This is a genomic window from Bordetella bronchialis, from assembly GCF_001676705.1.
GTDB classification, from domain to species: domain Bacteria; phylum Pseudomonadota; class Gammaproteobacteria; order Burkholderiales; family Burkholderiaceae_B; genus Bordetella_C; species Bordetella_C bronchialis.
In genome coordinates this window covers 3,133,604-3,153,526 of sequence record NZ_CP016170.1, presented here as the reverse complement: position 1 = coordinate 3,153,526, position 19,923 = coordinate 3,133,604, and the positions used below count along the sequence as shown (strand labels likewise).

Annotated in this window: 17 protein-coding genes; 11 read left to right on the top strand and 6 right to left on the bottom strand. The window is 67.4% G+C overall.

Features of this window, described 5'->3' with window-relative positions; all coding sequences use genetic code 11:
• Positions 1-4 precede the first annotated feature (4 nt).
• The 5 genes from BAU06_RS13970 (at position 5) to BAU06_RS13950 (ending at position 6,303) form a co-directional block, all read left to right on the top strand.
• Positions 5-1,144, top strand: a complete 1,140-nt coding sequence (locus BAU06_RS13970; protein ID WP_066350082.1) for a M20 family metallopeptidase — start codon at positions 5-7, stop codon at positions 1,142-1,144.
• Positions 1,141-2,019, top strand: coding sequence for a 2-hydroxy-3-oxopropionate reductase (locus tag BAU06_RS13965; protein WP_066350080.1), 879 nt, complete (start codon positions 1,141-1,143; stop codon positions 2,017-2,019). Before BAU06_RS13970 ends, BAU06_RS13965 begins: the two co-directional genes overlap by 4 nt.
• Before the next feature lie 43 nt (positions 2,020-2,062).
• Positions 2,063-3,820, top strand: a complete 1,758-nt coding sequence (locus tag BAU06_RS13960) for a thiamine pyrophosphate-requiring protein (protein ID WP_197509294.1) — start codon at positions 2,063-2,065, stop codon at positions 3,818-3,820.
• A 2-nt stretch (positions 3,821-3,822) separates the two neighbouring features.
• Positions 3,823-5,265, top strand: coding sequence for an NAD-dependent succinate-semialdehyde dehydrogenase (locus tag BAU06_RS13955; protein ID WP_066350078.1), 1,443 nt, complete (start codon positions 3,823-3,825; stop codon positions 5,263-5,265).
• Positions 5,266-5,340: 75 nt separating this feature from the next.
• The gene (locus tag BAU06_RS13950) at positions 5,341-6,303 is read left to right on the top strand and encodes a Bug family tripartite tricarboxylate transporter substrate binding protein (RefSeq protein WP_066350077.1); all 963 of its coding nucleotides are present in this window, start codon (positions 5,341-5,343) and stop codon (positions 6,301-6,303) included.
• A gap of 78 nt (positions 6,304-6,381) precedes the next feature.
• Here BAU06_RS13950 and BAU06_RS13945 read toward each other — a convergent pair whose 3' ends face one another.
• Positions 6,382-7,077 (bottom strand): GntR family transcriptional regulator, encoded by a 696-nt coding sequence (locus BAU06_RS13945; RefSeq protein ID WP_066350076.1) that lies wholly within the window; start codon positions 7,075-7,077, stop codon positions 6,382-6,384.
• A gap of 68 nt (positions 7,078-7,145) precedes the next feature.
• Here BAU06_RS13945 and BAU06_RS13940 point away from each other — a divergent pair, with 68 nt between their 5' ends.
• The 4 genes from BAU06_RS13940 to BAU06_RS13925 all read left to right on the top strand — a co-directional run bounded on the left by BAU06_RS13940 (position 7,146) and on the right by BAU06_RS13925 (position 11,861).
• Positions 7,146-7,739: a DUF1989 domain-containing protein gene (locus tag BAU06_RS13940; RefSeq protein WP_197509292.1), complete on the top strand. Its 594-nt coding sequence runs from the start codon at positions 7,146-7,148 to the stop codon at positions 7,737-7,739.
• 451 nt (positions 7,740-8,190) lie between these two features.
• Complete coding sequence (locus tag BAU06_RS13935; RefSeq protein WP_066350074.1) at positions 8,191-9,204, top strand: Bug family tripartite tricarboxylate transporter substrate binding protein; 1,014 nt, start codon at positions 8,191-8,193, stop codon at positions 9,202-9,204.
• A 66-nt stretch (positions 9,205-9,270) separates the two neighbouring features.
• Entirely contained in the window at positions 9,271-10,521 is a 1,251-nt protein-coding gene (locus BAU06_RS13930; RefSeq protein ID WP_066350072.1) for an amidohydrolase family protein, read from the top strand.
• Between the two features lie 341 nt (positions 10,522-10,862).
• A complete protein-coding gene (locus BAU06_RS13925; RefSeq protein ID WP_066350069.1) occupies positions 10,863-11,861 on the top strand; it encodes a DNA-binding protein in 999 nt (332 codons plus the stop codon).
• On the opposite strand, the gene BAU06_RS13920 is transcribed toward BAU06_RS13925, so the two are convergent.
• A complete protein-coding gene (locus BAU06_RS13920; RefSeq protein WP_066350067.1) occupies positions 11,848-13,275 on the bottom strand; it encodes an NAD-dependent succinate-semialdehyde dehydrogenase in 1,428 nt (475 codons plus the stop codon). The genes BAU06_RS13925 and BAU06_RS13920 overlap by 14 nt on opposite strands.
• 354 nt (positions 13,276-13,629) lie before the next feature.
• Here BAU06_RS13920 and BAU06_RS13915 point away from each other — a divergent pair, with 354 nt between their 5' ends.
• Together BAU06_RS13915 and BAU06_RS13910 are read left to right on the top strand one after the other, a co-directional pair.
• Positions 13,630-14,613, top strand: a complete 984-nt coding sequence (locus tag BAU06_RS13915; RefSeq protein WP_066350065.1) for a Bug family tripartite tricarboxylate transporter substrate binding protein — start codon at positions 13,630-13,632, stop codon at positions 14,611-14,613.
• A gap of 134 nt (positions 14,614-14,747) precedes the next feature.
• A complete protein-coding gene (locus tag BAU06_RS13910; RefSeq protein ID WP_066350063.1) occupies positions 14,748-15,866 on the top strand; it encodes an iron-containing alcohol dehydrogenase in 1,119 nt (372 codons plus the stop codon).
• Between the two features lie 73 nt (positions 15,867-15,939).
• On the opposite strand, the gene BAU06_RS13905 is transcribed toward BAU06_RS13910, so the two are convergent.
• The 4 genes from BAU06_RS13905 to argE all read right to left on the bottom strand — a co-directional run bounded on the left by BAU06_RS13905 (position 15,940) and on the right by argE (position 19,887).
• On the bottom strand, positions 15,940-16,833 hold the full coding sequence (locus BAU06_RS13905) for a LysR family transcriptional regulator (RefSeq protein WP_066350054.1): 894 nt from the start codon (positions 16,831-16,833) through the stop codon (positions 15,940-15,942).
• Positions 16,834-16,884: 51 nt separating this feature from the next.
• Positions 16,885-18,195 (bottom strand): type II toxin-antitoxin system HipA family toxin, encoded by a 1,311-nt coding sequence (locus tag BAU06_RS13900; RefSeq protein ID WP_066350052.1) that lies wholly within the window; start codon positions 18,193-18,195, stop codon positions 16,885-16,887.
• A gap of 7 nt (positions 18,196-18,202) precedes the next feature.
• On the bottom strand, positions 18,203-18,547 hold the full coding sequence (locus BAU06_RS13895) for a helix-turn-helix transcriptional regulator (RefSeq protein WP_066350050.1): 345 nt from the start codon (positions 18,545-18,547) through the stop codon (positions 18,203-18,205).
• Positions 18,548-18,708: 161 nt separating this feature from the next.
• A complete protein-coding gene (gene argE / locus BAU06_RS13890) occupies positions 18,709-19,887 on the bottom strand; it encodes an acetylornithine deacetylase (RefSeq protein ID WP_066350044.1) in 1,179 nt (392 codons plus the stop codon).
• Positions 19,888-19,923: the final 36 nt, after the last annotated feature.

Here is a 19,923-nt window from a genome sequence, read left to right as displayed (position 1 = left end):
CGCCATGTCACATCCCGATCCCATCGCGCTGACGCGCCGCCTCGTCGCCTTCGATACGGTGAACCCGCCGGGCAACGAGGCCGAATGCGCGCGCTACCTGGCCGGTCTGCTGCGCGCGGCCGGCTTCGATACGCGGATGGTGCCCTTGGGCGACGGGCGCGCCAGCCTGATCGCCAGCAAGGGCAGCGCCGGCTCCGCCGGCCCGCTGGTGTTTACCGGGCATATCGACGTGGTGCCGCTGGGCACCAAGGAATGGAGCCAGGCGCCGTTCGGCGGCGCCATCGTCGACGACAGGCTGTACGGGCGCGGCGCCAGCGACATGAAAGGCGGTGTCGCGGCCTTTGTGGCGGCCGCGATCCAGGAAGCGGATCGCGCGGGCGACGGCATGCAGCTGACCCTGATCATCACCGCCGGCGAGGAAACCGGCTGCGACGGCGCCTCGGCCATCGTGGCGCAGGATCTGCAAGGCCGGGCCGGCGCGCTGGTGGTCGCCGAACCCACGGCCAATATGCCTTATGTCGGCCACAAGGGGGCCTTATGGCTGCGCGGCATCGCCCGCGGCATCACGGCCCACGGCTCCATGCCCGACGCGGGCGACAACGCGGTGTACAAGGCGGCGCGCGCCACGCACCGCCTGTCCTGCTTCCATTTCGGCGTGGCGCCGCACCGGACGCTGGGCGCGCCGACGCTGAACGTGGGCACCTTCCATGGCGGGCTGAACATCAACTCCGTGCCGGACCGGGCGGTGATCGAGATCGACCTGCGCACGATACCCGGCATGGACCACGCGGACCTGCGCAGGCAGGTCGCCGCCGAAATGCAGGAGGACATGGAAATCGAAACCGCCATCGATCTGCCGGGCGTCTGGACCGCGCCGGAGACCCCATGGGTAGCGCGGACGGCCGCCATCGCCGCGAGCGTGACCGGCGAGCCCTTCGAGCTGCGCACGGCCACCTATTTCAGCGATGCGTCCGTGTTGGTGCCGGCCCTGGGCGACGCGCCCACGCTCATCCTGGGCCCCGGCGAGCCGCGGCAGGCGCACCAGACCGACGAGTGGTGCAGCGTCACCCGCATACACCAGGCGACGCTGATCTACCGCCGCATGATCGCCGACTGGGCGGATGGAAAGGAGGACGCGCGATGAACATCGGCTTCGTGGGACTGGGCATCATGGGCCGCCCGATGGCCTTGAACCTGGCGGCCGCCGGCCACGCCCTGGTGGTGTGCGGCCAGCGTACCGTACCGCCGGACATCCGCGAGACCGGCGCCACGGTGGTCGACAGCCTGGCCGACGTGGCCCGCAAGGCGGAGATCGTCATCCTGATGGTGCCCGACACGCAGGACGTCGAGGATGTCCTGTTCGCGCAGGCGGGGATCGCCGCGGGCCTGGAGGCCGGCAAGCTGGTGATCGATATGAGCTCCATCTCGCCCATCGAAACCAGGGAATTCGCGCGCCGCGTGAACGAACTGGGCTGCGACTACCTGGACGCCCCTGTCTCGGGCGGCGAGATCGGCGCCAGGACGGCGTCGCTGACCATTATGGCCGGCGGTCCTCCTGCCGCCTTCGAGCGCGCGCTGCCGCTGTTCGAGAAATTGGGCAAGAACATCACCCTGGTGGGCGGCAACGGCGACGGCCAGACCACCAAGGTGGCGAACCAGATCATCGTGGCCCTGACGATAGCCGCCGTGGGCGAGGCGCTGCTGTTCGCCGCCAAGGCGGGCGCGGACCCGGCGCGGGTGCGCGCGGCGCTGATGGGCGGCTTCGCGGCCTCGCGGGTGCTGGAAGTACATGGCGAGCGCATGGTGAAGCGCAATTTCGAGCCGGGCTTTCGCATCGACCTGCATCGCAAGGACCTGGGACTGGCGTTGCGCGGCGCCGATGCGCTAGGGCTCAGCCTGCCCAACACGGCGATGACGCAGCAGCTGTTCAATGCCGCGCGCGCGGCCGGCGCCGGAAACCTGGATCACGCCGGCGTGGTGCGGGTCCTGGAAACCCTGTGCGGGCACCGCATCGCATGACGCCATCCGCCGGGGCGGGCGGGCAACCGGAAGGATAGAAGCCATGGATACAGCAGCGGTCTCTTCGGATCATTCCGTCCCGGCGGCGGACGGCGGCGCCGAGTCGGTGGCCGAAGCCTTCCTGCTGCTGCTGAGGCGCCGGGGGATCGATTTCCTGTATGTGGGCGCCGGCACCGATACGGCGCCCATCGTGGAGGCCTATGCGCGCGCGGGCGGCGATACCGGAAGGTACCCCAGGCCCATCGTCTGCACGCACGAGAACCTGGCCATGGGGATGGCGCATGGCTACTACATGGTGACGGGGCGGCCGCAGGCGGTGATGCTGCACGTTACCGTCGGCACCGCCAATGCCCTGTGCGGGGTGATGAATGCCGCGCGCGGCCAGACGCCGATGCTGTTCGCCGCCGGCCGCACCCCTTTGTTCGAGCAAGGCCGGCCGGGCGCCCGCGATATCGAAATCCATTGGGGCCAGGAGCTGTACGACCAGGCCGGCATGGTGCGCGAACTGGTCAAATGGGAATACGAGCTGCGCGACGGCATCCAGCTGGATGACGTGGTCGACCGCGCGCTGCTCGTTTCGATGACCGAGCCGCGCGGGCCGGTGTACCTGACCTTGCCGCGCGAAGTCCTGGCCGCGCCGGCCGCGCGCCTGGCGCCCCGCGCGGCGCCCGCCATACCCGCGCCGCCGGCGCCGGATGCGGGCGCGGTGGACCGCCTGGCGCGCGCGCTGGCGCAGGCGCGCGAACCGGTGATCGTGTGTACCGCCAGCGGGGCCGATGCCCGCACGGTCGGCGCCCTTGCCGCGCTGTGCGACCGTTACGCCATCGGCATCGGCGAGGCCCGGCCACGCTATGTGAACGCGCCTTCCGGCCATCCGCTGCATGTCGGCTACGAACGCGCGCCGATCTTCGAATGGGCGGACGCGCTGCTTTTCCTGGAAGCGGATGTCCCGTGGATTCCCGGCAAAGCCGCCCCGGCGGAAAGCGCCTTCGTCGCCCACGCCGGTACGGATCCGGTGTTCGCGCGCTACCCCATGCGCGGCCATCGCTCCGACCTGGGCATCACGACCACGGCCCATGCCCTGATCGAGGCGCTGGGGCCGGCCTTGCAGGCCTGCGGCGCGGAGGCCACCGCGCCCGCCCGCCGGCAAAGGCTGGCGGCACGCGCCGCGGCCATTTCCGGCGACCGCGAGCGCCGCATGGCGCGCGACCACGAGCAGGGCGGGGCCATCACCAAGGCCTTTCTTTCCCGTTGCATCGATGCGGTGCGGCCCGCCGACGCCATCGTCGTCAACGAGTACTCGGCGGTACGCGAGTGTTTCTCCTTTACCGGTCCGGGCGGCTACTTCCTGCACCCGGATGCCTCCGGCCTGGGCTGGGGCTATCCGGCCGCGCTGGGCGCCAAGCAGGCCATGCCGGGGCGCACGGTCATCGCCGTGATGGGCGACGGCGCGTATCTGTTCGCCAATCCCGCCGTGTGCCATCACGCCAGTGCCATGCACGGCCTTCCCGTGGTCGCTATCGTGTTCAACAACGGCGGCTGGGAGGCCGTGCATAAATCGACGGTGGGCGTATATCCCTCGTCCCACGCCGCCGGCTACGCCAGGACCGATGCGGCGGGCATGGCGCCGCTATGCTCGCTGGCCCCGATGCCGGATTTCGAGCGCTATGCCGAGGCGTCCGGCGGCGTGGGTTTGCGCGTCGCCGAACGGGGCGCACTACAGGAGACCCTGCGGCGGGCGATCGCGATCGCCCGCGATGAAGGCCGGCAGGTGCTGGTCAACGTGGTGGGAAGGGGCTGACCATGTATCCGCGCCTGGCCCTGCTGATCGACGGTGAATGGCTAGACGCGTCGCGGCGCGAGGCCATCCCCGTCATCAACCCGGCGACCGGCGAGCGGCTCGGCGAACTGCCCGTGGCCACGGACGAGGACATCGACCGCGGCGCCGACGCGGCCGCCCGCGCCTACCCGGGATGGCGGGACAGGACCGCGTTGGACAGGGGCCGCATCCTGGCGCGGGTCGCGACGCTGCTGCGCGATCGCGTGGACGCCCTGGCGGGCGTCTTGACGCGCGAACAGGGCAAGCCGCTGCACGAGGCGGCGGCGGAGGTCATCGCCACCGCGGACACCTTCGAGTGGATGGCGGAAGAAGGGCGGCGCGTCTACGGCCGCATCGTGGCCTCGCGTTTCCCGGGCGCCGAGCAACTGGTGGTCCAGGAACCCATAGGCCCGGTGGCCGCCTTTTCCCCGTGGAATTTTCCCGCCGTGCTGGCGGGCCGCAAGATCGCCACGGCGCTGGCGGCCGGCTGTCCCATCGTCATCAAGCCGGCCGAGGAAACGCCGGGCATCCTGGTCGAGATCGCGCGGGCCTGCGTCGAAGCCGGCGTTCCCGCCGGCGTGCTGAACCTGTTGTTCGGCGAGCCCGCCCGGATCTCCGAACGGCTGATCGCGCGGCCGGAAATCCGCAAGCTGTCCTTTACCGGGTCCATCGCGGTCGGGCGCCGGCTCGCCGGGCTGGCCGGCAGCGCGCTCAAACGCATCACGCTGGAGCTGGGCGGGCATGCGCCGGTCATCGTCTGCGACGATGCCGACCTGGAGCGGGCGGCGATCCTGGGCGTGGCGGCGAAATTCCGCAACGCGGGGCAGGTGTGCAACTGTCCCACGCGGTTCTTCGTGCAGCGCGGCGTGTACGAAGCCTTCGCCGACCGCTATGCCACCCTGGCGCGATCGCTGCGGGTCGGCAATGGCCTGGACGATGGCGTCCAGATGGGCCCGCTGGTCCATGCGCGCCGCGTACAGGCCATGCGGGAATTCACCGCCGACGCCGCGGGCCATGGCGGTGTGATCCTGGCCGGCGGCGAGCCGCCGCGCGAAGCCGGGCAGGGGGCTGGCGCGTTCTGGGCACCCACCGTGATCGCGGGCGCCGGCGGCAAGGCGCGGGCGATGCGCGAAGAGCCCTTCGGCCCGCTCGCCCTGATCGAGCCCTACACGGATATCGAGGAAGCGGTCGCGCGCGCCAACGCGACCGAATACGGCCTGGCCTCCTATGCCTTCACCGCATCCCTGGCGTCGGCGCGGCTGCTGCAGGATCGCATCCGCGCGGGCTGCTTCAGCCTGAACACCTACGCGATTACCCCACCGGAGCTGCCGTACGGTGGCGTCAAGCACAGCGGCCTGGGCCGCGAAATGGGCAGTGAAGGGCTGCTCGAGCACTTCGAAACCAAGTCGATCATCAGGGCGTCCTAGATCCCCGGATCCAGGGCGCTCTTTTGCAAGCAGCGGGAAAACCCGCGAATACCTACAACAGTCCAAGGTGAAACCATGTCCATTCCTCGTCTACTGGGCGCTTTGCTCGCCTGTCTTGTCCTATCCCCGGCGGCCCGCGCCGACTACCCCGACCATACGATCCGCCTGGTCGTGCCCTTCGCGCCGGGCGGCGCGGTCGACGCCATCGCGCGCGTGATCGCGGAAAGGATTTCCGGCCCCTTGGGCCAGAGCGTCATTGTCGATAACCGGGGCGGCGGGGGCGGCATCGTCGGCACCGATTTCGCCGCCCGCGCCAATCCCGACGGCTACACGCTGCTGATGGCCTCGGCCAGCGGCATGATGATTACGCCGCTGCTGCAAAAGCTGCCCTACGAGCCGATGAAGGCCTTCACGCCCGTGGCGCTGGTGGGCCAGGTGCCGTTCCTGCTGGTCTCCACGACCAAGCTGCCGCCGACCAATCTGAAGGAGTTCGTCGCCTATGCGAAGGAACATCCCGGCAAGCTGGCCTACGCGTCGGCGGGCACCGGCACGCCGCATCACGTGGCGGGAGAAATGTTCAAGCTGGCGACCGGCACCGACCTGATCCATATTCCCTACAAGGGCACCGGACCGGCGCTGGTCGACGTCATCAGCGGGCGTGTCGCCATCATGAACTCCGAAATCCTGGCCGCCCTGCCGCATGTGCGCGAAGGCCAGCTGCGCGCGCTGGGCATCGCCGCCGCCGCCCGCAGTCCGCTGGCGCCGGAGATCCCCACGCTGAAGGAAGCCGGCCTGCCCAACTTCGAGGTGACCACCTGGTACGGCGTGGTCGCGCCGACCGGCACGCCGCCCGCCGCCGTGAAGAAGCTGTCGGACACCATTATGAAAGCCCTGACGGAACCGGAGACGCGTGCCAAGCTGGATCAGATCGGCGTGATTCCGCGCGGGCTGGCCGGCGCGGACTTCAGCGGCTTCCTGGTCCAGGAAAACGCCAAGTGGACCCAGATGGTCAAGGACACGAATATCCGTATCGACTAGGGGAGGGGCGCGACGATGCCGCGCAGCGAGGGGACCGCGCCGCCGCTAGGCGGCGCGCACCGGGTGCGCATGCACGCGCTAGGCGGCGCGTACCCGTTTCGCGCCGCGGCCGTGCGCCGACGCCAGGCTCATCTCGAAATCCGCGGCCTTGCCGATATGTTCGGTGATGCGCCGCGCCGCCAGGTCGGGATCGCGCGCTTCCAGCGCCTTGACGATGCGTTCCAGTTCCTTGAACCAGGTCTTCATGCGGGTGGGCGTGGACGGCGACGTGGCTTTTTTCAGCCATTGCGCCTTTTCCAGCAGGTTCAGCAGGACATTGTTCATCAGCGTATTGCCCGCGGCTTCGTAGATGGCGGCATGCACCATAGAGTCGAAGCGGTCGAATTCGTCGAAGGTGGCCTGGTCGTCGCCGTCGCTTTCCAGTGTCCTGGCCTGCAGCAGGGCACGGTTGAGCGCGCGTATCCGGTCGTCGCCGATGTTTTGCGCCGCGAGGCGCGCCACGTGCGATTCCAGCAGGAGACGGAAATCGAAAATCTCGCGGATCTCTTTTTCGTCCAGCGCCTTTACGTAGCTGCCGCTTTGCGGGCTGACGTCGATCCAGCCTTCGCTGCGCAGGCGCGCCAGCGCCGTGCGGATAGGAGAACGGCCGACGCCCAGTTCCTCGACCAGCATGGCTTCGGAGATCTTGCTACCCGGGGGGTAGCGGCATTCGATGATGCTGCTCTTGATGGCTTCATAGGCACGTGCCGCGGCGGCAACGCTGTCTCCGGTCATTTTGTGTATACCTGTAGCATTAACTAGTTAACCAGATTTTAGCCGGTCTTGAATACTAAGGGGTGAATGTGGATCTGACAATACTTCCGGCCCGGACGGGCACCCGCGTGGCGCTGCGCAAGGGCCAGGCGCTGAAGGTCGTCAACACGCACGGCGGCCAGGTGGTGGACCTGTGGGCATACCTGCCCGACGGCAGCGAGCATATGTCCATGCCGCATTCCGTCGTGACGCTGGGGCGGATCAAGCCGCTGCCCGGCGACCTGCTGTACACGCAATTGCGGGAGCCCATCCTGCGGCTGGAAAAGGACGAATCGCCCGGCACGCACTGCATGCTGTTCGCCGCCTGCGACGGCGCGCGCTACCGGCTGCTGGGCGCCAAGGGCCACCACCACAACTGCGCGGACAACATGCGCGAAGCGCTGCGCCCGCTGGGCATAGACGTCGGGTACGTGCCGACGCCGCTGAACCTTTTCATGAACACCTTGTTCCATGAACACCGCGAGATGGAAGTCGCGGAGCCCCGGGCCCAGGCAGGCGATAGCGTGACCTTTCGCGCCGAACGCGATTGCATCGCCGTGATGTCGGCGTGTCCCCAGGACATGGTGCCCGTGAATGCGCACGGCTGCACGCCGCAACCGGTGGGGTATTGCGTGCTGGACTGAGCCGGGCAGGGAAGGCGCGTCCGCGCAATGGGCGCGCATCGCCGCACACGGGAAAAAGCCCGCATGAACCTCGTTCGGCGGGCTTTTTTGCGTTCGCTCCGCCGATCGGCGCATCCGGGCGGCGCACCAAGACAGCGCCGCCCGGGAACCAGCATCAATGCACCAAGGAATGCTCATTATCGATGCACGAGCTCTATGAGCAGACCTCATCGATCCAGGCTTATCCCTGTTCAAAGTTGGCACACAACTTGCTTTGATTCATGCAAGTGACTTGCATGTGTTGCATGGAACTTACATCAATCTGATAGCCGTTCAACTATCCCATTGGAAAGCAGCGGGAAGTGCCATGTTGCCAAGTCGAATCTTCACTCGATGGCAGCAGGTAGCCAGTCCTAAAGGCATTCACGTTGGTTTTCTGAGTGCAGATTTCTAAAAAATTCAAGGGGTTTTCATGCAAGTCTTCAAAGCATTCGCCCGGTGCGGTGTTGCGTTGTCTCGTCGTACGCTTTGTATAGCGCTGGCGACTCTGGGTCTCGGCGTGTCCGGTATGGGGCAGGCCCGTGCGGCTTATCCTGACAGACCGATCCATATTGTCGTGTCGTACCCACCCGCAGGTGCGGCAGACATGATGTCGCGCGCCATCGCCGCTAAAATCAGCGCCGATCTCAAGCAGCCTGTCATTGTCGAGAATCGTCCTGGCGCCAACGGGGCCATCGGTGTTTCGCATGTGGCGCGTGCCGATGCCGACGGTTATACCGTCTATGTGGGCGCCTTGACGACGCTGGCGATTGCTGCCGCGACGATACCCGGTCAACAACAATACAACCTCGCCGATAACTTCGAGCCGGTGGGCGCCGTGGCCAACGCGCCGCATGTCCTGGTGGTGCCAGCTAATCTGCCGGTCAGTTCAGTGCCTGAGCTGATCGCGTACGTCAAAAAGAGTCCTGGCAAATACAGCTTTGCCTCACAGGGCACGGGATCGCTCTCGCATCTGGAAGCTGTGATGCTGAACACGAGCTCGGGCATGGACTTGCTGCACGTGCCGTACAAAGGATCCGCCGCAGCGCTGCCCGAGGTTATCAACGGCACGTCCGTGATGTTCTTTGACAGCATGTCCAGCGCGATCGGTCAGATCCAGGGCGGCAATCTCAAGGCGCTGGCCGTGCCGACAGCCAAGCGCTCCAGTTTGTTGCCCAATATCCCTACGTTGCTCGAGTCTGGCCAGAACATCACGGCCAATAGCCTGTTCGCCATGTATGCGCCCAAGGGTACGCCGGCCGCGGCCCTGCGGACTTTGTCCGCTTCCCTGGAAAAAGCGCTGGCTTCGCCCGACCTCAAAAAACAGCTGAGTTCGAGCGGCATCGAAACCGAGTACGCACCCGGTAGCGTCCTGGCGGAGACGACCAGGAACGAATACAAGAAATGGGCCGACGTGACCAAGGCCGCCAACATCAAACTGGAGTGATCTCTGCGCTTGTGTGATGCCTCCGCCGCCTGAGCGCGGCGCGCGGCTTTTTTCCTGGAGGATGCCTTGAATTTTGATTTGATTGTTCGTAATGCCCGCCTCATCGGTGCCGATGCAAGCGCGCCGCCGGTGGATCTCGCGATTCGTGACGGACGTTTTGCCGCCATTGGGTCGGCGCAGCAATGGCAGGCTGCCGAGGTGGTGGACGTGCAGGGCAAGCTGGTTTCGCCTGGATTCGTGGAGACGCACATCCACCTGGACAAGTCCTGCGTCATTGGCCGTTGCGCCTGCCAGGGGCGGCGCTTCCCGCATGATGCGATGGAGCGGGTGTCCGATGTCAAGCACACCTTCACCGTCGACGATGTGCATAGCCGCGCTCGACGCACGCTTGAACGTTGCATTTCGCATGGCACGACACTGATGCGCACGCATGTCGAGGTCGATCCCAAGGTGGGTCTGCGCGGCCTGGAGGGTGTGCACCAGTTGATCGATGAGTACCGCTGGGCCATCGATATGGAAATCTGCGTCATGCCGCAAGAAGGTTTGACCAACAATCCGGGTACGGATGAATTGATGGTCGAGGCCCTCAAATCCGGCATGGCGACGGTCGTTGGCGCAGCGCCCAACTGCGACACCGACCCAAACACGCAGATCCGCCGCGTGTTCGAGATGGCGCGCGAATTCGATGTCGATATCGACATGCACTTGGATTCAGGCTCGGATGGCAGCCGTCTGGATACCTTGCTCGTTTGCGATCTCACCGAACAATATGGTTGGGGCGGACGCGTGACGATCGGTCATGTCTCGCGCCTGAGCACCATGCCGCTACCCGACGTCGAGCGTGTCGCGCGCCGCATGGCCGACGTGGGCGTGGCGCTGACGGTATTGCCGTCCACGGACCTGTTTCTCTCGGGACGAGACCAGGAGTCGAATGTGCGCCGAGGGGTGGTCGATGCCAACCGCTTGCTGCAATACGGCATCAACTGCTCGATCAGTTCCAACAATATCAAGAACCCGTTCACGCCTTGGGGCGACGGCCAGTTGATTCGCCAGGCCAATCTGTATGCCAATATCGTGCAGCGTGGCGACTCACAAGAGCTTGCGGATGTCTGGGGCATGTTTACCGAGCGCTCGGCGCGGATCATGCGCCGCGAAGCCGGTTATGGGATCGCGGAAGGGAATCTGGCGGACTTCGTCGTGGTCGAAGCGCCGGACAATGTCGAAGCGCTGCGCGATATCGCGCTGACCGCAATGGGGTACAAGGCGGGGCGCCGCACCTTCACTCGTCAGCCCGTGGTCTTGCACCATCCAGGCTGAGGCGCGGAGGCAGGGGCGGGCAGATCAGTCGTTTTGCCGCTCCTGCAGCACTTTGGTTGTCATAAATCGCCGCCGTCATACTCCGGGTGCGGAGGCTTTGGCGCTTCCTTGCGCCTGCCGGCGGAATTAGGCTCAGTCACAACGCGCGATAAAACGTAGAGCCGGGGATGGCGATCTCTGGGCAGAGAGGCTTTGGCAGGCGCCGCGAGACCATGGCTCTCCCATTTAATTCCGCAGGCTCCGCTCACGGCCGGATATAATAAATATTACATATGCTGTATTATATATGGTGTCAGCCGCACTATAAGCGTGGATAAACTTCCCTTATCGCAACTTAAACGATGGCCATTACCGAACTCGACGTCCACGCCGCGGCCGACGCGCTCCTGCAAGCGGGCGAGCGCCCCACCATCGAGCGCGTGCGCCTGAAACTGGGGCGCGGCTCGCCCAATACCATCACGGGCTTCCTGAACACCTGGTTCGCGGGCCTGGGCCAGCGCCTGGGCGGCTCGTCCGACGCCGCATTGCCCGAGGCCGTGGCGCGGCTATCCCAGGATCTATGGCGCGCCGCCCTGGAACAGGCGCGCCGGCAGATCGATTCAGAACAGGCCGAGCAGGCCGGCCGCCTGGCGGAGCAGCGCGACCGGCTGGCCGCCGCCGGGCAGGAACTGGCCCAGGCGCAGTCGCGCCTGCAGGCGCGCGAGGCGGATCTGGAAGTGGGGATGCGGGCGTTGCAGGAACAGCTGGCCGCCGCGCAGCAGGCCGCGCAAGCGGCGACCGCGGCATTGCAGGCCGAGCAGGAGCAGGCGGCGTCGGCCCGTCAGGCGGCCATTCAGGCGCGCGCGGACGCCGAAGCGCTGCGCGCCCGATTGGTCGAGGTACAGACGCGGCAGGCCGACGCCTTGGCTGATGCGCAGGCTCGGCATGCCGCACAGGAGCGCCGGTGGCTGAATGAAGTAGACGCCGAGCGCCAGGCGGGCAAGCGCTTGTCGGCGGAAGTGGCGCGTACCCGGCAGGCGGCCGAGCGCGAGCGGCAGGCATGGGAACGCGAGCGGGGCGAGATGCAGGCCACCATCGCCGGCATGCAGGAAGAACTGCGCCAGGCGCTGCGCAATGAGGCCTCCTTGCGCGGCGAGATCGCGGCCGCCGCTGCCAGGCTGCAAGCGGAGCAGGCGGCCCTGCGGGCCGCCGGTGCGGCGGCCGAGCGGCGCGAAAGCGAGTTGCTGCGGCAGGCCGCCGACCTGGCGGCCCAGCTTGCCGCCCGGGACAGGCAATTGGATGTCCTGGCCAATTCGCTGGCGCCGCGCCGCGGCGCCCGGCGCGCGGCTAGCGATGCGTGATGAATTTCGTGACCAGGTAGCCGTCGAAGGTCTCGGCGCCGCCCTCGCTGCCGATGCCGCTGTCCTTGACGCCGCCGAAAGGCATCTCGGCGGCGCCGCTGCCATAGTGGTTGATGTTCACCATGCCGGCTTCCAGGGCGTTGGACACGCGCGTGGCCGTGCGCAGCGATTCCGTGAAGACGTATGAGCTCAGCCCATAGGGCAGGGCGTTGGCCAGGCGGATGCCGTCCTCGAAGGTATCGAAGGGCGCGACCGGCGCGATGGGCCCGAAGGGCTCTTCATGCATCAGGCGGGCATCGGCCGGCAGGCCGGCGACCACGGTGGGCGCGAAGAAGGCGCCGCGCGTGCCGATGCGCGCGCCGCCGGCCAGGACCTCGCCCTTGCGCTGCCGCACATCTTCCATGAAGCTTTCCATGGCGGCGACGCGGCGTTCGTGCACCAGCGGACCCATGTCCACGCCATCCCCCAGCCCGTCGCCGACCTTCAGCGAACGGGTGATCTCCACGAAGCGCGAGACGAAACGGTCGTAGGCCTTGCGCTGCACGAAAAAGCGCGAGGGGGAGATGCAGACCTGGCCGGCATTGCGCATCTTGAAGCGCGCCAGCATGTCGGCGGCCTGGTCCAGGTTGGCGTCGTCGAACACCAGGACCGGCGCGTGGCCGCCCAGCTCCATGGTCATGCGCTTCATGTGGCTGGCGGCCAGCGCGGCCACCTGCTTGCCCACCGCGGTGGAGCCGGTGAACGACACCTTGCGCACGATGGGCGAGCGGATCAGGTAGCTGGAAATATCGGCCGGCACGCCCCAGACCAGGTTCAGGCAGCCCGCCGGCAGGCCGGCGTCGTGCAGCGCGCGCACCAGCGCGATGACGCCGCTGGGGCTGTCCTCCGGACCCTTGATGACCAGCGTGCAGCCGCTGCCCAGGGCGGCGAATACCTTGCGCGATGCCTGCCCGATCGGGAAATTCCAGGGCGAGAACGCGACGCACACGCCCACCGGCTCGCGCACCACGAATTGGCGCACGTCGGCCTGGCGCGGCGGAATGACGCGCCCGTAGACGCGGCGGCCTTCTTCGGCGTGCCAGTCGGCGTGCTCGGCGCTCTTGTCGGTCTCGGCCAGCGCTTCGGCCAGGGGCTTGCCCTGGTCCAGCGAAATATTGCGGGCGATCTCCTGTACGCGCTGGCGCAGCAGCTCGCCCGCCTTGCGCAGGATGGCCGACCGTTCCATCGGCGAGGTACGCTTCCACGTCTCGAACGCCTTTTGCGCGCCCGCCAGGGCCTGGTCCAGGTCTTCGGTGGTGGCGTGGGGCAACTGGCCCAGGACTTCTCCCGTGGCGGGATTGGTCACCGGCTGGGTCGTTCGCCCCTCGGCGCCGATGAAGCGTCCGTTGATGTAAAGGGCGGGAAGTTCGTACATCGTGCTGTCTCCTGTTGTTCCGCGGCGCCGTTCCCCGGCGCGCGGCCGCGGCCCGCCGGGCGGGCGATGCGACGGGGCTATCGTATCAACGGCCGGCCGCCGCCGATTGCTTTTTGGGAACGGCACTGTTCTCGATTGGAAAAACCGGCCGGCGGGTGGCGCCAGTCACCATCGCCTTGCAGGCGGGGCATCGCACCGGCACCATTGCCCGGCGGAGAACTGCGGTGTTCCAAAAAATCAATGCTCTGCGCCGCGGCCTGTCCATAATTCGTCTGGGCGTCCCTTCGCAATCCGGACGCCACGGCAGCCGGCCGCACGGCCGGCGCCGCAGAACCATAACTAAATGGAGACACTATGGGCCCGTCCTGGAAGCTCAAGCACGTTTTTGCCGCCGCCGCGGCGATGGCCGGCCTGGCGATGGCCGCCCCCTCATGGGCCGATTATCCCGAACGCCCCGTATCCGTCGTGGTCGGTTTCCCCGCCGGCGGATCGGCCGATCCCTTCGCGCGCCTGTTCGGCCAGGAGCTGTCCAAGAAGTGGGGCCAGCCCGTGGTGGTCGAGAACAAGGCCGGCGCCAACGCCATGATCGGCACCAACTATGTCGCCAAGTCGGCGCCCGACGGCTACACCCTGCTGGTCGCGCTGGGCAACCATACGATGAACCCGGCGATGTACAAGAACATGCAGTTCGACACGGCGAAGGATTTCGCGCCTATCGCGCTGCTGGCCCTGGCGCCCAATGTACTGGTGGTGCGCAACAATTTCCCGGCGCAGAACTTCCAGGAATTCCTCGAAGTCCTGAAGAAGAACCCCGGCAAGTTCACCTATGCCTCGTCCGGCAATGGCGGCACGCCGCACCTGGCCGGCGTGCTGTTCAGCCAGAAGACCGATACCTCCATCCTGCACGTGCCGTACAAAGGCGCGGCGCCGGCCATCGCCGACCTGATGGGGGGCACGGTCGATATGTCCTTCGCCACGCTCAGCTCGGCGCTGCCGCAGATCAAGGCGGGCAAGATCCGCGCCCTGGCCATCACCTACGACAAGCGCGTGCCGCAGCTGCCGGACGTGCCCTCGCTGGACGAACTCGGCGTGAAGGGCGTGAACATTGCGACGTGGTACGGTTTCCTGGCGCCGGCGGGCACGCCGCCCAAGATCATCGAAAAGATCCATACGGATCTGGCGGAGATCGCCGCGCGGCCGGCCGTGCAGGAGCAACTGACGACCATGCTGGGGTCGGTGATCATTTCCGAAGGCCCCAAGCAATTCCAGCAACGCATCGATACGGAGCTGGCGGAATGGGACGGCGTGATCAAGAAGGCCGGCGTGACCCTCAATTGATGCCGTTTCCGGCGCCGGTCCTCCAGCGGCCGGCGGCCGCGATGCGGGCTGGCCCGATGCCGTCCGCCCGGCCGGCGCGGCCCACCGCCAACCGTCCGCGATCCCTGTCCGCCATTCATTAGCGAGCCCTACGCGTGTCCATCCTACAGTTCCTGACCAAAGTGCATTTCGATTTCGGCAGCCGGCGCGAATTGCCCGGCGAGCTGGCGCGCAACGGCGTGCGCCGTCCCATGTTCGTGACCGACAAGGGCCTGATTGCCGCCGGTGTTTTCGCCATGGCCGTCGAGCCCCTGGGCGACGAGGCCCGGGGCGGCGCCATTTTCGACGACACGCCGGCCAATCCGACGGAAGACGCGGTAGAGGCCGGACACGCCATGTATTGCCGCGAGCGCTGCGACGGCATCGTCGCCATCGGCGGCGGCGCCTCGCTGGACCTGGCCAAGGCCATCGCGGTGATGTGCGGCGATCCCGCGCCGCTGTGGGAGTATTGCAATCGCCACGCCAGGCCGCGCGCGGTCGTCGACACGCCGCCGCTGGTCGTCCTGCCCACGACCTCGGGCAGCGGCAGCGAGGTGGGCCGCTCCGCCGTCATCATCTTCCGCAACGGCATCAAGGCGGGCGTCGGCTGCCCGAATGTGGTGAAGGCCGCCATCTGCGATCCGGAACTGACGCTGGGATTGCCGCGGTACATGACCGCGGCGACCGGCATGGACGCCTTGACCCACTGCGTGGAAACATTCTGCTCGCCCACCGTCAACCCGCCGGCGGACGCCATCGCGCTGGACGGTTTGAAGCGCGTGTACGCCAACATCGAACGCGTCACGCAGGACGGCAGCGACCGCGAGGCCCGCTGGAACATGATGATGGGCGCGCTGGAAGGCGCCATCTGCTTCCAGAAAGGACTGGGCGCCGTGCATTCCATGTCGCATGCCCTGGGCGCGCTGAACCATCATCACGGGACGCTCAACGCCATCCTGCTGCCCCATGTCATCGGCTACAACCGCGATTGGCTCGCGGACAAGCTGCCGCCGCTGCGCCAGGCCATGGGCCTGCCCGCGGACGCGGACCTGGCCCGGGTGTTCCTGGACCTGAACCGCCGCCTGGGGCTGCCCCCGGGACTGCAGGCCCTGGGCGTGGAGGAGGGCATCTTCGATGCCATCGCCGACGCATCGCTGGCGGACAATGCCCACAAGACCAATCCGCGGCCGTTGACCAAGCAGGACTACCTGGCGCTGCTGAAGGCCGCGTACTGATACCCGTCCGTGATCCCGGTCCGTGATACCCGTCCGTGATACCCGTCCGGGCCGCCGGCGGGGCGGGCCCGGGCTATCGCGCCGGCTCGCGCAGCACTTCCACCAGTTCGTCGACCGCCTTGTCGCGGTCGCGCACGTGCCGCACGCAGATGTAGAACTGCCGCTCGGCCCAGTCGTCTTCCAGCCGCAGCCAGGCCAGCCCCATGTCGACCAGGTATTTGCTGGCGATGGATTCCGGCAATACGGCCAGGCCCAGGCCTTCCTGGACCATGCGGCAGCGCGCCTCGAAATTGGACACCTGCAGGCGCACATTGGGCGGCCGCGACACCGATTGGTCGACGTAGGCCAGGAACTGGTCGAAGGAATGGCGCGGGAAATACCCGACCAGGTCGTAGTCCACGGCGTCTTCCAGGTGGACCGCCTTGCGTTCGGCCAGGGGATGCCCCAGGGGCACCACCAGGCCCACCCGGTCGCGGATATAGGGATGGGAAACCACGCCGGGCGCGGGATGGCGGCCGTGGTAGATGCCGATGTCGGCGCGGTCCTCGGCCACCATGCGCGGGATTTCGTTGCTGTAGCACTCCAGCAGGTCCACGCTGATGCGGGGATTGGCGCGCAGGTAGCGGCCGATCTGCGGCGGCAGCATCACCAGGATGGGCGACGGCACGCTGGCCAGGCGGATCTTCGCCATGCCGTCCACGGCGTAGCCTTCGACTGCGGCCTCGGCCAGTTGCAGGCTGCGCAGGATGGCCTTGGCCCGGTGGTATAGCAGCATGCCGGCCGGCGTCGGCTCGACCCCGCGGCCGTGCCGGTGCAGCAGGACGCGATTCAGGTGCCGTTCCATTTCAGCCACGCGCTTGCTGGCCGCCGAGGTCACCAGGCTCTGGCGCTCGGCGGCGCGCGACAGGCTTTTTTCCTCCACTGCCGCGACGAATATTTTCAGGGCTGGTATGTCCAGGCCGCTCATATGTGTTCCCCCACCCATGTGCCGGCGTGGGCGCCGGCAAGGCGCACAAGTTTAGCCTCCGCGGCCGGCACGCCAGGCGCTCAGCGAGGCTTCCACCCGTTCGATGTCTTCCGGCGCCATGCCGGCCGCTTCGTAGTAGCGGCGCCGCTGCGCCACGACCGCGCGCACGCTGTCCAGGATGGAGCGCGCCGCTGCTTCCGTGCGCAGGCCGAAACGGCGGTATTCGCTCAGGCAGTTCTCGAAGGAGCTTTCCCGTCCGGCGGCGCCCACGTGCAGGTAGTGGCGTGCCGAGCCTTCCTGCGTGACGACATCGAACAAGGGCGAGAGCCGGTAGGTGTGCCGGTCGCGGTCCTTCAGGAAACCGATGTTCTTCAGGTGGTCGTCGGTGTTGTGGACCGCGACGTTGAGGATCATGCGGGCATAGAGCTCCTTCAGGTCCTGCACGGGGTTGGACGACACGCGCCGCACCACGTCGGCCAGGCGTGCATAGGAATAGGTGGCCTTGCCGCGCGGGCCGTCCAGCTCGCGCTTGCCGATCTGCGGAGAGGGGCTGACCAGCGCCACGCCGCTGGCGAAGTGGCGGCGGGCGACGATGGGGCCGTGCGCGTCCCGGGCGGGCAGGAGCTCGCGATCGAAGCGGTGGGTAAGCAGCACCGCGCCCAGGCCGGTTTCCACCAGGCGGATCTCGGGCACGGTCAGCCCGATGTCCCGGGCCATCCGCAGGTTGGCGTACTCGACGCGCTGGCGGTCATACGACTCGCCGCGCCGCGGAAACTTGGCGATCCACATTTCCCCAGCCGCGTCGCGCACGATGGTCTTGGGCCGGGCCCCGCCGATATCCCAGGAACTGCCCAGCAGATCCCGGTAAAGCCCCTTGGGCTTGATGCCCTGGTCGATGTCGGCCATCAGGTCGGCCAGCGTATCGACTTCGTCGATCTCCGGCAGCCGGTAGACCTTGCGCATATTGGGCGTGAGCAGGCGGGCGCTGAAGAACAGCGCGCCCACGCCCATGCCGCGGCCCTTGAGCAGGACCTCGTCCTCGGTCACGCGCGCCCCGGCGTTGTCCATGCGCATGACGTTGCGGCCCCAGGCGTCCGGGGCGGCATCGAAGATCGCGCCCAGGGTCTCGTAGCGGCTGGTGGAGCTGAAGGTGGTCCTGGCGTCGATCAGCGGCAGGTTCAAGGGGTCCAGCGGGAAGGCGCGCGGATCGCCGACATACGAGGCCACGTAGGTGAACTGCGCGAAGAAGCGGTCCTCGCCATCGTCGTCCAGGGTCAGGATTCCGCACAGTACGGCTTCGCCCTGGATGTCGACGTAGACGAAGAGCTCGCTCTCCACGGTCTTGTCCTTGCGCTTCTTCATCGCGCGCCTACAGCTTGGCCGGATCGTGGCGGTGGGCGGCGGGCGCCCGGCGCGAGCCGCGTTGCGGCCGGCGGATCTCGTCCAGGCGCTGGCCGACCCTGTCCTGTTCCGGATCGGCCAGCGCGAAGACCTGGTCGCCGAAGCCGAACTGCAGCAGGGCTTCCACGAGCAGGGCGGCGGATATGCCGCCGTCGCCTTTTTCCAGCCGCACGATGGTGGACCGGGATACGCCGATGCGCTCGGCGAGGGCCGTTTCGGTTTCAGCCCGGCGCAGGCGCGCGGTGCGCAGGTTCTGGCCCAGGCGGGCAAGGGCCTCCGCGGCGTCGAAGGTGGGCGCTATTTTCTTTTTCATGACCCAATAATAGCGCTTTGCTGCGTGCTATGTCCTATAAATGAGTCATCGCCCGTCGCGCCGATGTATCAATTATGGATCATTGTTCGCACCGAAGTGTCATAAATAGGTCAGGGGCCGCCGCACCGCGGTTCCGTCGCGGCCGGGCGGCGCGGGCGCGTCTAGCCGGCGCAGAGGTAGTCGGCCAGCCGCTCGAGCATCGAATCGCAGGCCTGGATCTGCGAGATTTCCACGTACTCGTCGGCCTTGTGGGCGACCTCGATACTGCCGGGGCCGCACACCAGCACCGGTGTCCCGGTCCACTGCTGGCGGAACAGGCCGCCTTCCGTACCGAAGGCGACCTTGGTGCGCGGGGTCTCCGGCGGCAGCAGGGACGCCAGCAGGCGTACGGCGGCAGAGTCCTCGTCCATGGACAGGCCGGGATAGGCATTGACGACCTCGATCTCGGGCGCCCCGGCCTCGGGCAGGGCCTGCGCCGCTTGCATGCGGGCGCGGGCGGCTTGCAGCACGCGGTCCAGGATTTCGGCGGGCTCGTCCTGGGCGACATTGCGGATCTCGAAATTCACCTCGCATTCCTGCGGCACGATATTCAGCGCGGTGCCGCCGCGTATGGTGCCCGCATGGATGGTCGAATAAGGAATGGCGTAGCCGTCCTCGCGCGGGCCGCGTTCCGCCAGGTCGCGCTGGACGTCGCGCAGGGCGGCGACCAGGTCGGCGGCGGTGTGGATGGCGTTGACGAAACGCGGCGCCAGGCCGGAATGGCCGGCCTGGCCGCAGCAGATGGCGCGGTAGGCGGCCTTGCCTTTATGGCCGGTGCCGATCTTCATCAAGGTGGGTTCGCCCACGATGACCAGCGCGGGCGCGGGGCGCATGTCGGCCAGGGCCCGGATCAGGTGGCGCACGCCCACGCAGCCGATTTCCTCGTCGAAGGACAGGGCCAGCTGCAGGGGGCGCCGGAGCGGGCGCCCCGCGGCGCGGATCATCGCCATGACCGCGCAGGCTACGAAGCCCTTCATGTCGGCGCTGCCGCGGCCGTAGATCCGCCCGTCCCGCTCCGTCGCCTCGAAAGGCGGGCTGGTCCACGGCTGGCCCTTGACGGGCACGACGTCGGTGTGGCCCGAGAGCATGACGCCGGGCACGTCGGCGGGACCGACGGTGGCGAAGAGGTTGCAGCGGCTGGGATCCTGGGGGTCCGCGACGAGCGTGGACGCGATGCCGGCTTTGCCCAGGACTTCCCGCACCCGGTCCATCAGGTCCGCGTTGGGGGTCAGCGTGACCGAAGGGAAAGCGATCAGTTCGCGCAGCAGGTCCAGGCTGGCGGAAGGAGTGGGGCGGCTCATCGTTGGCGTCATCCAGGGGAAAAGCGGCGAAGAAGG